The sequence below is a fragment of the Psychrobacillus sp. OK032 genome (assembly GCF_900111345.1).
Lineage (GTDB): Bacteria > Bacillota > Bacilli > Bacillales_A > Planococcaceae > Psychrobacillus.
The window spans coordinates 296,453-310,663 of record NZ_FOGY01000003.1 but is presented as its reverse complement, the minus strand read 5'-3'; the positions used below and the strand labels follow the sequence as shown (position 1 = coordinate 310,663).

Below are 14,211 nucleotides of genomic sequence, written 5' to 3'. Positions count from 1 at the left end.
TGGTACTTAGTTATTAATTTCTTCTTTAATACCGTATTTTTTGTTGAAGCGATCAACACGGCCATCCGCAGCTGCGAATTTTTGACGTCCAGTATAGAATGGGTGACATTCGTTACAGAACTCGACTTTAATGTCTGATTTTACAGAACCTGTTGTGAATGTGTTACCACATGAACATGATACTGTTGCTTCTTTGTAATCTGGATGAATTCCTGCTTTCATCTCTATCTCTCCTCTCGCCCTGAACCATCTGGAACAGAGTTGGTTATGAAACTGATACCTTACACGATCCGATTGATGTCAATCGCATATGTAGCAGAAATGTATGATGTTACGTTAAACATAATATCATCTTTCTCATTCACTTGCAACTATTTTATTTTAGACTCAGTAAACTATACTGTTGATTTCCTTTGCAGGCGGACGCTTTCCACTACATTCAAAAATTAGCACAAAATCACAAATAAAACATAAAGAAAAAATATATTAAAGCGTTACTTTCCCACTTCGGTGTGCTTTCATTTCTTCTGCTAGTTGTTCAAAAAATGCTTCGTTTGTATTGGATTGGCGAAGTTTTTTCAAGAAACGTTCTGCAAAATCGGATGAGTCGGAGAATGTTTTTCGGATTGCCCATAGTTTGTCTAACTGATCTTTTGGAATAAGCAGCTCTTCTTTTCTTGTTCCGGATCTGCGAATATCGATGGCTGGGAAAATTCGGCGTTCTGCGAGGTTTCTATCTAAGTGAAGTTCTAAGTTACCTGTTCCTTTAAATTCCTCATAAATCACTTCATCCATGCGCGAACCTGTATCAACTAATGCTGTAGCAAGAATCGTTAAGCTACCGCCTTCTTCAATATTACGTGCTGCTCCGAAAAATCGCTTTGGACGGTGGAATGCAGCAGGGTCAATACCACCTGATAATGTACGACCACTTGGTGGAATCACTAAGTTGTACGCACGAGCAAGTCGTGTAATAGAATCCATTAAAATGATGACATCACGCTTATGTTCTACCATGCGCATTGCTCTTTCTAAAACTAATTCCGCCACTTTCACATGATTTTCCGGTACTTCATCAAATGTGGAGCTCACGACATCAGCTTTTACAGAACGTTCGATATCGGTTACTTCCTCAGGACGTTCATCTATTAATAGAACAATTAGTTCTGCATTTGGGTGATTGGTTGTGATAGCATTTGCAATTTCTTTTATTAATAATGTTTTCCCTGCTTTTGGAGGAGCAACAATCAACCCACGTTGACCATATCCAACCGGCGCTACTAGGTCCATTATGCGAGTTGATAGCTTTTCAGGAACGGTTTCTAATTTAATATGACGATCTGGGTATAGTGGTGTAAGTCCTGGAAAATGTACACGTTCTTTAGCAATTTCCGGATCTTCTCCGTTTACTAGTTCTACATGTAGAAGACCATAGTAACGCTCACTTTCCTTTGGAGGTCGTACTTTCCCTGTAACTTTATCTCCGTTACGTAGATCAAATCTTCTAATTTGAGAAGCAGAAATATAAATATCCTCGGAACTAGGAGAATAGTTAATCGGACGTAAGAATCCGAAGCCTTCTTGCTGAATAATTTCTAAAACGCCTTCCATAAAGAAGAAACCTTCTTGTTCGGCACGTGATTTTAATATAGCAAAAATAAGTTCTTTTTTTGTTAGTTTACTATAAGCAGCTATTTTGTATTTCCGTGCAAGTGCATACAGCTCTTTTAGTGTCATGCTTTCTAATTCATTTATTGTAGTTTGTGTCATCGGTAATGCACCACTCTTTACTATATTTTGTTGTGAATTCTTTTTTCGGATTTAATAGGAATGAAGTTTACCCCGGTTTAACACGCTGTAATTCCCCTTCCTCAACTTTTGTGAGAGAGAATAGAGGAAAATAGAGGGGGAAACAGCCTGTAAATCCCCGATTGGTTTAACTAACCATCAAGTAGGGGGTGAAGAAAACCCCCACTAATGGAAGTTTCACTTTATTATGAGGATACCCGGTGCATTTAGACCGGGTATACTTAAGAGAAGTTTCACTTATAGAACTAAATTCGGTTTTTTGTTTAAGCTATGGCGTCCTTCTACAAAACGAATCGTACCTGATTTTGCACGCATTACGATTGAATGTGTTGAACCAAAAGCTCCTTTAAATTGCACACCACGAAGAAGTTCTCCATCTGTTACTCCTGTTGCTGCAAAAATTGCATCGTCGCCTTTTACTAAGTCTTCCATACGTAAAATTTTGTTTACGTCCAGACCCATTTTAATACAACGAGCTAGCTCTGCTTCATTTTGTGGTACAAGTTTCCCTTGAATTTCCCCGCCTAAACATTTTAATCCAACTGCAGAGATTACTCCTTCTGGAGCTCCACCCATGCCGAATAAAATATCTACACCTGTGTTATCAAATGCCGTATTAATAGCTCCAGCTACATCACCATCTGTGATTAACTTGATACGAGCTCCAGCAGCTCTAATTTCATCGATAATTTTTTGGTGGCGTGGACGACCTAAAATCGTTGCCACAACATCTTGGATATCTTTGTTTTTTGCACGTGCTACTGCTCTTAAGTTATCAATTACAGGTGCGTTGATATCCACTAGTCCCACAGCTTCAGGACCCACAGCAAGTTTGTCCATATACATATCTGGAGCGTGAAGTAGATTACCACGATCGGCAATTGCAAGTACTGCTAATGCATTCCAACCACCGGAAGCTACAATATTCGTACCTTCTAAAGGATCTACTGCTACGTCTACTTGAGGTCCTCCAGTTCCAAGACCAAGCTTTTCTCCGATATATAACATCGGTGCTTCGTCCATTTCCCCTTCCCCAATTACAACGACACCTTCCATTGGGATTGTGTCAAAAACTGTACGCATTGCAGTAGTTGCTGCGTCGTCTGCTTCATTTTTTAATCCGCGCCCCATCCAACGTGCTGATGCGATTGCTGCTGCTTCTGTTACTCGGACTAGTTCCATTGATAAACTACGTTCCATCTATTATATGCCTCCCGTTTTACGGTAAATAAAATCCGGTCTATGTTTCTTCCTGTTTTATTGTAGCATATTCTATAAGAAAAACGGAAGCACCTATGTGTCGCTATGGAAGCGGGTTAATCGTTGTTTACTTCTACTTCTTTTACGGTTACACGGCGAATGTCTGCTCCGAGTCCTTGAAGTTTTTCAATGATGGAGCTGTACCCGCGCTCAATATGAAAAATATCTTGAATCTCTGTTTCTCCTTCTGCAAGTAAACCGGCAATAACGAGTGCCGCCCCAGCTCGTAAATCACTAGCACGAACCGTTGCAGCTTCTAACTTCATTGGTCCTGTAATGATGGCAGTTCTTCCATCGACACGACCATTCGCATTCATGCGTCGAAGTTCATCGATTTGTTTAAATCTAGCGGAATAGATACTATCCGTAATAACGGATGTCCCAGTTGCTTGTGTCATTAATACCGAGAATGGTTGTTGTAAATCGGTCGGAAAACCTGGATAAACAAGCGTTTTTACATCTACTGCCTGTAAGTGGGTTGTTTTCGGTATGAATATCTTTTCTTCATATTCTTCAACTTTAACTCCCATCTCGCGTAGCTTAGCGGTTAATGCTTCAACGTGGAATGGGATAACATTATCGATGGTGACACCATCTCCTGCAACCGCTGCCATAATCATAAATGTACCAGCCTCGATGCGATCTGGAATAATTGTATGCTTTGTACCATGTAACTCTTTTACACCATCAATACGAATGACATTCGTGCCGGCACCTTTTATGTTTGCTCCCATATTAGATAGGAGTGTTGCCACATCGATGATCTCTGGTTCTTTCGCAGCGTTTTCAATGATAGTTCTTCCATTTGCAAGTACTGCAGCAAGCATAATATTAATCGTCGCTCCAACACTTACGACGTCTAAATAAATTTTTGAGCCAACTAATCCTTCTGTACGTAAATAAATCGCACCGTGTTCATTGGAAACAGTTGCTCCTAAGGCTTCAAAACCTTTAATATGCTGATCAATTGGACGTGGGCCGAGATGGCATCCACCCGGCAGTCCAATTGCAGCTTTTTTAAATTTCCCAAGCAGTACACCCATTAAATAATAGGAAGCACGTAATTTTTTAATATTACCATTTGGGAGCGGTATATCTACCGCATTTGTTGGATCAATGGTCATTGTTCCGTTTTCAAACGTCACAACCGCTCCCAACTCTTCTAAAATTTCTTTTAACGTAAAAACGTCTAATATTTCTGGTAAGCCTTCTATCGTAACAGGTGAATTTGCTAGTAGCGAAGCAGGAATTAATGCAACTGCACTATTTTTTGCTCCATTTACTTTGATCGTACCTTTTAGGCGTTTTGCCCCTATTATTTTATAAACTTCCATACGTTTCTCCTTCGACTTGTTACTCGCTTTTACGATTGTTCCAATCCGCTAGAAACCCTTCAATCCCTTTGTCTGTCAATGGATGATTAAATAGTTGCTTTAATACTTTAATCGGTGTTGTAGAAATGTGCGCGCCATTTAAAGCAGCATCTGTAATATGCTGTGGATGTCTAATGGAAGCAGCAATAATTTCTGTATCGATTTGATGGATGTCAAAAATTTGTGCAATTTTCGCGATTAGCTCCATTCCATCATGTCCAATATCGTCTAAACGTCCTAAAAACGGAGATACATATGTTGCACCTGCACGAGCAGCAAGTAAAGCTTGGTTTGCACTGAAAATAAGCGTTACGTTTGTTTTAATATCTTCTTTTGCAAATACTGCACAAGCTTTTAACCCTTCCGGCGTCATCGGTAGTTTTACTGTAATATTCGGTGCAATTGCAGCAAGTTCTCTACCCTCTTTAATCATGCCTTCAGCATCTAGTGCAATTACTTCTGCACTAACCGAACCGTCAACAAGTGCGGTAATTTCACGAAGTCGATCATGAAAAGAAATGTTTTCTTTTGCAACAAGTGATGGGTTCGTTGTTACACCAGATAAAATACCCCATGCGTGTGCTTCTTTAATTTCCTCAAAATTAGCTGTATCAATAAAAAATTTCATAGTTAGAATTTCCTCCTCATGATGGGTTAAAAGCGCAAGCGCCTAATAAAGGAATACAGTCTAAGTTCGCGACATCGTGTCGCAACGACTGTATGACCTTCATCCTGAAGGCCTCCGACAAGCAAATGTTCTGAGACAAGAAAAGTCCGATCTTGACTTTTATTGGCTCAGGTTATTTGACCTCGAGGGGCTAGGCGCTGGAGCTGGATAGTTAAAAGTGCAAGCGCCTAATAAAGGAATACAGTCTAAGTTCGCAACATCGTGTCGCAACGACTGTATGACCTTCATCCTGAAGGCCTCCGACAAGCAAATGTTCTGAGACAAGAAAAGTCCGATCTTGACTTTTATTGGCTCAGGTTATTTGACCTCTAGGGGCTAGGCGCTGGAGCTGGATAGTTAAAAGTGCAAGCGCCTAATAAAGGAATACAGTCTAAGTTCGCAACATCGTGTCGCAACGACTGTATGACCTTCATCCTGAAGGCCTCCGACAAGCAAATGTTCTGAGACAAGAAAAGTCCGATCTTGACTTTTATTGGCTCAGGTTATTTGACCTCTAGGGGCTAGGCGCTGGATTGAAAGCTTTCTTGTCTTATAAAATAGGAGAAGGTCCTTTGATGAACACTTCTCCATTATAGTTGTTTATGTTGCTACGTTACGCTTTGTTTGAGCTTCCGAATTCGCGCATTTTGCCCATTACAGTTGTTTTAATAGCATCGCGTGCTGGAGCCAAATATTTACGTGGGTCATATTGTGCTTCATTTTCCGCTAAATACGCACGGATTGCTTTTGAAGCAGCGATTTGGTTTTCTGTATTTACATTAATCTTCGCAGTTCCAAGTGAGATAGCACGAGTAATATCATGCGTCGGAATTCCTGTTCCACCATGCAATACTAATGGCAGGTCTGCAAGTTGCGAGATTTCTTCCATTTCTTTGAACCCTAGATTTGGTTCTCCTTTGTATGGTCCGTGAACAGAGCCTAATGCCGGTGCTAAGCAGTCAATTGCTGTACGTTTTACAAGCTCTGCACACTCTGCTGGATCTGCATAAATAACGCCATCTGCTATTACGTCATCTTCTTGACCACCAACTGTACCAAGTTCTGCTTCAACAGAAACATTATGTGCATGTGCGTAATCTACCACTTTCGATGTAATTTCTACGTTTTCTTCAAAAGGGTGATGAGAAGCATCTATCATAACGGATGTGAATCCCGCATCAATTGCCGCTTTACATTTTTCAAAACTAGAACCATGATCTAAGTGAATTGCTACTGGTACTGTTGTTTGGTAGTCTTCCATCAATCCTTTTACCATATGCACTACAGTAGTAAAGCCACCCATATATTTTGCTGCACCTTCGGAAACGCCTAAAATAACTGGAGACTTTTCTTCTTCAGCAGCTTGTAATATAGCTTGTGTAAATTCTAAATTGTTAATATTGAATTGTCCTACTGCATAGCCTTCTTTTTTCCCTTTTTCAAGCATTTCTTTCATCGAAACTAAAGCCATTTAAATGGGCCTCCTCTATTCACTTTTTCATGATGTTTTTTTTACCCTATATCCTTTTGTCTAGCTGCAGACGACGATTGCTCGAGGTCAAATGGCAGTTTACTGTGGTGGCTGAAATGCTACCTCCTCGCAAACCGTCATTTGTTTTTCGCAGCTATACGTCGTCTTTCACTTTTCTGATTTCATCATATCAAAAAAAGGCGATGTTTTCCACTGCGTGCTTGGGAGGCTCTTATTTCAATAATTTAGTTACAGCGTCACGTACTTCAAATATATCAAATGGCTTTGTGAAGTAGAGAGATGCACCTAGATCCATTGCTTCTTGAATTAAGTTTAATTCCCCATATGCGGTCATCATCATAACAGGTAATTCGGGCCACTTTTCCTTCAGTTTTTTTAAGATTTGAGTACCATCCATCCCCGGTATCTTCATATCTAATAATACGCCGTCAATTGCCTGCGCATTTGCAATTTCTAATGCTTCAAATCCATTTGCTGCTAAACTTACTTCGTATTCTACTTGTGAAAAAACTTCTTTTAAGAGCATTCGTATGCCAAGTTGATCGTCTACAATTAAAATATGTTTCATGATGAACAAACCCCTTTTTGAATTTCCCACTTTTATACTACTATTCGATACTTTCTGTCCTATTCCTTCTTTATTCCTAATATTTTTTTAATTTTCAATTTATAATGATAAAGGCGACTCATTTTTGCTTTTCCTATATAATGAGAACGAGGTGAATAGAGGATGAAAATGTTAACAACACAACTCACTGGGCTTCTTCAACGCATCGCAACTTCTGAGGAAGAGAATATAGAAGAAACAGCTCGACTACTAGCGCAAGCCGCTGCGAGGGAAGGAAGTATTTATTTTGCTACGTTTGGAGAAATGACAAGTATTTCTCTGAATGCACAATTTGCTACTGAGCCTTTTCCAAGTATGAAAAGTTGGACACCGACCGTTCAGCTTACAAGTGCGGATCGTGTTTGGATTATCGCTCGATCTGCTGAAAATAAAGAAGCAATCACACTTGCCGAACGTTTAAGTGAGGAATTTATCCCATTTAGCGTGCTTGCTGCAGAACCTGCAAGTGAAGAAAATAAGTTAGCGGATCTTGCCTATACATATATTTCATTGAAATTATTGAAAGGTTTGCTACCTGCCGAAGATGGTTCCCGCATTGTGTTGCCATATGCAATGGCTGCAATGTTCGTGTACGAAGCGGTGAAGATGAAGCTTGATGAAATGCTTTTAGGTGAATAATTATAGGGAATGCCCAAAGAAATTACTTTGGGTGTTTTTTTGTTTTTGTCGTTTTCGGAGGTGAGTTTGTCGCGTTCGGGGTTTGTTTTGTCGCGTTCACGAGTGGTTTTGTCGCGTTCACCAGCGGTTTTGTCGCTCTTACCCATTTATTTCCTAATTAAACGATAAGAAAAGCATAAGCACTCTTTTTAAAATAGCTGAAACACTGGATTTATGGAACGGAAAATTTTTATACTTTCTTATTAAAAAAAGCAGCTCGACGATGTCGAACTGCTTTTTTATTATTCACCTACAGATGCTTTGATGAATTCACGGAATAGTGGTTGTGGACGTCGTGGACGAGACACAAATTCCGGATGGAACTGAGAAGCTACGAAGAATGGGTGATCTGGAAGCTCGATGATTTCGATTAGACGACCATCTGGGCTTGTACCAGAGAACACAAATCCTGCTGCTTCGAACTGTTCACGATATTCATTGTTGAATTCGTAACGGTGACGATGACGTTCGTATACAAGCTCTTCTCCGTAAGCTTGGTGTGCTTTTGAACCCGGCGTAAGCTTACATGGGAATAGTCCTAGTCGAAGTGTTCCACCTAAGTCTTCCACATCTTTTTGTTCTGGCAATAAATCGATAATTGGATGCGCTGTATTTGGGTCTAACTCTGAAGAATGCGCCCCTTGTAGTTCTAAAATAGAACGTGCAAATTCCACCGTGGCAAGTTGCATTCCTAAACAAATACCTAGGAAAGGCACGTTATTTTCACGAGCAAATTTAGTTGCAGAGATTTTCCCCTCTACACCGCGGTCTCCGAATCCACCTGGAACTAGGATGCCGTCCACATCAGAGAGAATTTCTGCTACATTTGCATCATTCACTTCTTCTGCGTTCACCCATTTTACTTCTACGTCTGCATCGAATTTATATCCCGCATGTTTCATTGCTTCTACAACGGAAATGTATGCATCTTGAAGTTCAACGTATTTACCAACTAAACCGATACGCACTTTTTTCGATAAAGATTTCACTTGATCGACTAATACTTTCCAGTCTGTCATATCTGCTTCTTTTGTATTCAGTTGGAAGTGATCTACAACGATTTGGTCTAAATTTTGCGCTTGAAGATTTAATGGGATTTCATATAATGAATCGGCATCGATACATTCAATTACTTCTTCTGGTTTAATATCACAGAAAAGCCCGATTTTGTCTTTCATATCTTGAGGAACAGGCATTTCCGAACGAAGTACAATTACGTTCGGTTGAATACCAAGGCTACGTAATTCTTTTACACTATGTTGTGTTGGTTTTGTTTTCATCTCACCAGCAGCTTTTATAAATGGAACTAATGTACAGTGAATATACATCACATTATTGCTACCTACGTCACGTTTCATTTGACGAATGGTTTCTAAGAATGGAAGAGATTCGATGTCTCCCACCGTTCCACCGATTTCTGTGATGACGATATCTGCATGCGTTTCTTTTGCAGCTAAGAATAGACGTTGTTTAATCTCATTTGTAATATGTGGGATTACTTGCACAGTCGCACCGTTATAATCACCACGACGTTCTTTTCTTAACACGGAAGAGTACACTTTCCCTGTTGTAATATTGGAATATTTATTTAAATTAATATCCATAAAACGTTCGTAATGACCTAAGTCTAAATCTGTTTCTGCGCCATCGTCTGTTACGAAAACTTCCCCGTGCTGATATGGACTCATTGTACCTGGGTCTAAATTGATATATGGATCGAATTTTTGAACCGTTACATTCAATCCTCTATTTTTCAATAAACGGCCAAGTGATGCTGCCGTGATGCCTTTACCTAATGAAGATACAACCCCACCAGTAACAAAAATAAATTTAGTCAAAATTTGTTCCTCCTCGAGTATTAATTAGTTCTACAATAACAAAAAAGCGCCCCGCCTGCTATTTTTGGCAGGGGAGCGCGTATGCACATGAGTAATGTCTCTTCAAAAAGAGCCCAATAGAATCTTATAGCGATTAGCAGAAGATGTCAAGAATTATTCTTCGTCTTCCTCTTCTTCATCCAACTCTTCGTCATCGATAATGTCGAAGTCTTCTTCGTCCTCATCGATTAGATCCTCTTCAATCTCTTCATCGATTACTTCTTCGAAATCAACTACCACTTCATCTTCTTCTTCGTCTTCCTCTTCAATGAACTCGTCGAATTCTTCTTCGAATATGATTTCGTCTTCATCTAGATCATCCAAATCATCATCTGCTGCTTTCGTTTTCTTTTTACGTACTTTTACAGTAGGAGCAGTTTCTTCTTCAATTTGTTCTACTGGGTACCATTCTCTTAGTCCCCATTGGTTTTCGGCAATTGCTAAAAAGCGGCCGTCAATATTCATATCTGTGTAGAATTGTGGTTTACGAGCAGCCATTTCTTCATCCGTGAATCCATTTAATTGTTGAATCTCATCAAATAGATCTGTTAATGTTAATGCGTTTTTCTTATCTTCTAAAATCGCATATCCTATATCTATTAGCGACTCTTCTGTTAGTTGTGCTGTTGTCATTTCACGAAAATTCAAATCGTGCACGTCCTTTCTATGTCCGTTTGCATACTTCCCATTATATACAAACCATTATGTTATATGCTACCGTCATTTATTCTTTTTGAAAAGGGAAAACTTCACACCTGCCAATAAAAACAAATAAATAGAGAGCAGGAGTAATGGAATAGATGCCAGTCTTCTATTATACAGATAAATAGTAAGTAGTAGGAGTATTATAGTTATCATTATATGAATCGGTTTTTTCACGCCTATTCTCCTCTACTGCATAGTCAACTTTACTACATTATACAAAAAAGTGTCCCGATAATACATCGAGACACTAAATTTTCTTTCTACATTGTTACCACTAGGATTTTCGCTGCAGGCGGACGCTTTCCGCGGGGTGAGCGATGAGCCATCACCGTAGCTTCGCGTCCGTTGTGATGTCTCATCTGTCTCACTCATCCCGCAGGAGTCGCCGCCTTACGCTCCAATCAATTAAGAATTGCTAATTGATTAAATTATAAGCAAAATGCTATCAAAAAATATTTAACACATATATTGCTTACATATTTCTTCGGTATTGTCCTCCAACTTCGTAAAGAGCGTTGGTGATTTGTCCTAGGCTTGCTTTTTGGACTGTGGTCATAAGCTCTTCGAAGATGTTGCCACCTGTTACGGCTACTTGTTTCAGCTGTGCAAGTGCAATGCTTGCTTCTGTTGCATGTTTTCCTTGGAAGCTTCGAAGATTTGTTATTTGTGATTCTTTTTCTTCTGTTGTTGCACGGGCAATTTCCATATTATCGATGTCCTCGGCGGTTGCAGGGTTTGGATTTAAGTATGTGTTTACCCCGATAATCGGTAGTTCTCCGGTATGTTTTTTCATTTCATAGTACATGGACTCTTCTTGGATTTTGCCACGTTGGTATTGTGTTTCCATTGCACCAAGTACACCGCCGCGGTCGTTAATACGGTCAAACTCTGAAAGTACTGCTTCTTCTACTAAGTCTGTCAGTTCTTCGATAATGAAAGCACCTTGCAGTGGATTTTCGTTTTTCGATAGTCCATGTTCTTTAGTAATAATCATTTGAATGGCCATTGCACGTCGAACGGATTCCTCTGTTGGTGTAGTAATGGCTTCATCATACGCATTTGTATGAAGTGAATTACAGTTATCTTGCAATGCCATTAATGCTTGAAGTGTCGTGCGAATATCATTGAAATCTATTTCCTGCGCATGTAAGCTTCTACCAGACGTTTGTACATGGTACTTCAGTTTTTGACTGCGTTCATTGGCACCGTATTTGTCCCGCATCACCACTGCCCAAATACGACGAGCAACCCGTCCAATCACCGTATATTCAGGATCTAAGCCATTCGAGAAAAAGAACGATAAGTTTGGTGCAAAATCATCTATATGCATACCACGACTTAAATAGTACTCTACATATGTGAAGCCATTGGAAAGTGTGAATGCGAGTTGCGAAATTGGATTGGCACCAGCTTCTGCAATATGATATCCAGAAATCGATACCGAATAATAATTACGAACCTTTTGGTCGATAAAATATTGTTGAATATCCCCCATCATACGAAGGGCAAATTCTGTAGAGAAAATACATGTGTTTTGTCCTTGGTCCTCTTTTAAAATATCTGCTTGGACCGTTCCACGAACTACTTGCAATGTATTCGTTTTTACTTCCGTGAATTCTTCCAAAGTCAATGTGCGCCCTAGTTCTTCTTCTCGAATTCGCACTTGCTGATCAATTGCTGTGTTCATAAACATCGCTAAAATAATTGGTGCTGGTCCATTAATCGTCATCGATACAGATGTTGACGGTGCGCATAAATCAAAGCCATCATATAGCTTTTTCATGTCGTCTAGCGTACAAACGCTTACGCCTGATTCTCCTACTTTCCCAAAAATATCTGGACGGCGATCCGGATCTTCACCGTATAAAGTTACTGAGTCAAATGCTGTAGATAGACGTTTGGCATCATCATCTTTAGATAAATAGTGGAAACGACGATTTGTACGTTCCGGCGTACCTTCTCCTGCAAATTGACGTTTCGGATCTTCCCCTTCTCGTTTGAATGGGAAAACTCCAGCTGTATATGGGAATGATCCTGGTACATTCTCTTTATACACCCATCTTAAAATCTCCCCATAATCGGCGAATTTAGGAAGAACTACTTTTGGTATTTTAAGACCGGATAAACTTTCTGTACGAAGTATTGTCCGAATTTCTTTATCGCGAACTTTTGTGACGAATTCATCCCCAGCATACGCTGCTTTTAAAGTGGACCAGTTTTCTAATATTCTTTTAGATTCTGCTGTTAATTCATCTCGAACGCCTGCAGCAAGCGATTCCAGTGATTGGATAAGCACGTCGTCTGCTGCTTTTTCTTTCACCACTTCAATGGCACCTTCTAATTGGAACAGTCTTCGTGCAAAGGCTACTTGCTCTTCCGACTTTTTATGGTAGCCACGAACTGCATCCGTAATTTCACGAAGATAGTAGCGACGCTCATTTGGAATAATAACGTTTTGTTTTTGTGTTTTCACAAATTGTTCGTATGATGTTTCCCAGTCAGAACCTGTTTTATCATTTAATACACCGATTAATGCTGCGAATAAAGAATTCGTTCCTTTATCATTAAATTGGCTAGCAATTGTGCCGTAAACTGGCATCGTGTCTAAATCATCATGCCATAATTCACGGCTTCGTTGATATTGCTTTTGCACTTGGCGAAGGGCATCTTCTGAGCCTTTTCGTTCGAATTTATTGATGACGATTAAATCTGCGTAGTCAATCATGTCAATTTTTTCAAGTTGAGACGGTGCGCCGAACTCGCTTGTCATTACATACATCGAAACATCCGATACGTTTGCAATTTCCGCGTCCCCTTGTCCGATACCACTCGTTTCCACAATGATTAAATCGAAACCTGCTACTTTTACGACATCTAGCACATCTGATAGTGCGCCGGATAGTTCTGTACGAGACCCGCGCGTTGCTAGGCTTCGCATAAATACTCGTTTATTGAAAATTGCATTCATGCGAATACGGTCACCAAGTAATGCGCCACCTGTTTTTTGCTTCGTTGGATCGATGGAAAGAACCGCAATCTTCTTGTTTGGTAGATCATGCAAGAATCGGCGAATTAATTCATCAGTTAACGAACTTTTCCCTGCTCCACCAGTTCCTGTAATACCAAGCACCGGTGTGTCTTTTGTAATACTTTTCGCATGTTCAATCATTGCTTTCGCTTCGGCATCTCCCGTTTGATGGGCTTCTTCAGCAATAGTAATTAAATGCGCAAGCAATTCTGGCTTTTCCGTGGAAACTGCTTCGATTTCCTTGATTGCGCCCTTCGATTTCGTAGGTATATCACATGCTTCCAGTATTTTATTGATCATTCCTTGTAGACCGAGTTTTCGACCATCTTCTGGTGAGAAAATACCGGATATTCCGTATTCCTGCAGTTCTTTTATTTCTTTTGGAATGATTACTCCGCCGCCGCCGCCAAATATTTGAATATGAGGTGCACCACGTTCTACGAGTAAATCCTTCATATATTTAAAATACTCAACATGTCCTCCTTGATAAGAAGAAATAGCAATCCCTTGAACGTCTTCTTGTATCGCAGCATTCACAACTTCTTCTACGGAACGATTATGACCTAAGTGAATGACTTCTGCCCCGCTCGCTTGTAAAATACGACGCATAATATTAATCGATGCGTCATGACCGTCAAAAAGACTAGATGCTGTGACAAAACGAACATGATTTTTAGGACGATATACTTCCACGGTTGATATGTTGTTCCCCTTT

11 protein-coding genes are annotated in these 14,211 nt (G+C 39.9%); 1 reads left to right on the top strand and 10 read right to left on the bottom strand.

Annotated elements, in window-relative coordinates; translation table 11 throughout:
* Positions 1–6: 6 nt before the first annotated feature.
* The 7 genes from rpmE to BMZ04_RS08385 form a co-directional block, all read right to left on the bottom strand.
* Positions 7–222, bottom strand: coding sequence for a 50S ribosomal protein L31 (gene rpmE, locus BMZ04_RS08415; RefSeq protein WP_093267841.1), 216 nt, complete (start codon positions 220–222; stop codon positions 7–9).
* A gap of 264 nt (positions 223–486) precedes the next feature.
* Positions 487–1,770, bottom strand: a complete 1,284-nt coding sequence (gene rho, locus BMZ04_RS08410; RefSeq protein WP_093267838.1) for a transcription termination factor Rho — start codon at positions 1,768–1,770, stop codon at positions 487–489.
* A 276-nt stretch (positions 1,771–2,046) separates the two neighbouring features.
* Positions 2,047–3,009, bottom strand: coding sequence for a class II fructose-bisphosphatase (gene glpX / locus BMZ04_RS08405; RefSeq protein ID WP_093267835.1), 963 nt, complete (start codon positions 3,007–3,009; stop codon positions 2,047–2,049).
* Positions 3,010–3,125: 116 nt separating this feature from the next.
* Positions 3,126–4,403 (bottom strand): UDP-N-acetylglucosamine 1-carboxyvinyltransferase, encoded by a 1,278-nt coding sequence (locus BMZ04_RS08400; protein ID WP_093267832.1) that lies wholly within the window; start codon positions 4,401–4,403, stop codon positions 3,126–3,128.
* A gap of 19 nt (positions 4,404–4,422) precedes the next feature.
* A complete protein-coding gene (gene fsa / locus BMZ04_RS08395) occupies positions 4,423–5,070 on the bottom strand; it encodes a fructose-6-phosphate aldolase (RefSeq protein WP_093267829.1) in 648 nt (215 codons plus the stop codon).
* A 652-nt stretch (positions 5,071–5,722) separates the two neighbouring features.
* Positions 5,723–6,580 carry a class II fructose-bisphosphate aldolase gene (locus BMZ04_RS08390; protein ID WP_093267827.1) on the bottom strand — a complete coding sequence of 286 codons (858 nt, stop codon included), beginning with the start codon at positions 6,578–6,580 and terminating at the stop codon, positions 5,723–5,725.
* Between the two features lie 232 nt (positions 6,581–6,812).
* A complete protein-coding gene (locus BMZ04_RS08385; protein WP_093267824.1) occupies positions 6,813–7,169 on the bottom strand; it encodes a response regulator in 357 nt (118 codons plus the stop codon).
* A 162-nt stretch (positions 7,170–7,331) separates the two neighbouring features.
* Between BMZ04_RS08385 and BMZ04_RS08380 the strand changes: the two genes are divergently transcribed.
* The gene (locus tag BMZ04_RS08380; RefSeq protein ID WP_093267821.1) at positions 7,332–7,847 is read left to right on the top strand and encodes a DUF2529 family protein; all 516 of its coding nucleotides are present in this window, start codon (positions 7,332–7,334) and stop codon (positions 7,845–7,847) included.
* 281 nt (positions 7,848–8,128) lie between these two features.
* On the opposite strand, the gene BMZ04_RS08375 is transcribed toward BMZ04_RS08380, so the two are convergent.
* From BMZ04_RS08375 to icmF, 3 genes are all read right to left on the bottom strand, one after another.
* The gene (locus tag BMZ04_RS08375) at positions 8,129–9,724 is read right to left on the bottom strand and encodes a CTP synthase (protein WP_093267819.1); all 1,596 of its coding nucleotides are present in this window, start codon (positions 9,722–9,724) and stop codon (positions 8,129–8,131) included.
* Between the two features lie 153 nt (positions 9,725–9,877).
* On the bottom strand, positions 9,878–10,411 hold the full coding sequence (gene rpoE / locus BMZ04_RS08370; protein WP_177184380.1) for a DNA-directed RNA polymerase subunit delta: 534 nt from the start codon (positions 10,409–10,411) through the stop codon (positions 9,878–9,880).
* 529 nt (positions 10,412–10,940) lie between these two features.
* Positions 10,941–14,198, bottom strand: a complete 3,258-nt coding sequence (icmF, locus tag BMZ04_RS08365; protein WP_177184386.1) for a fused isobutyryl-CoA mutase/GTPase IcmF — start codon at positions 14,196–14,198, stop codon at positions 10,941–10,943.
* Positions 14,199–14,211 lie beyond the last annotated feature (13 nt).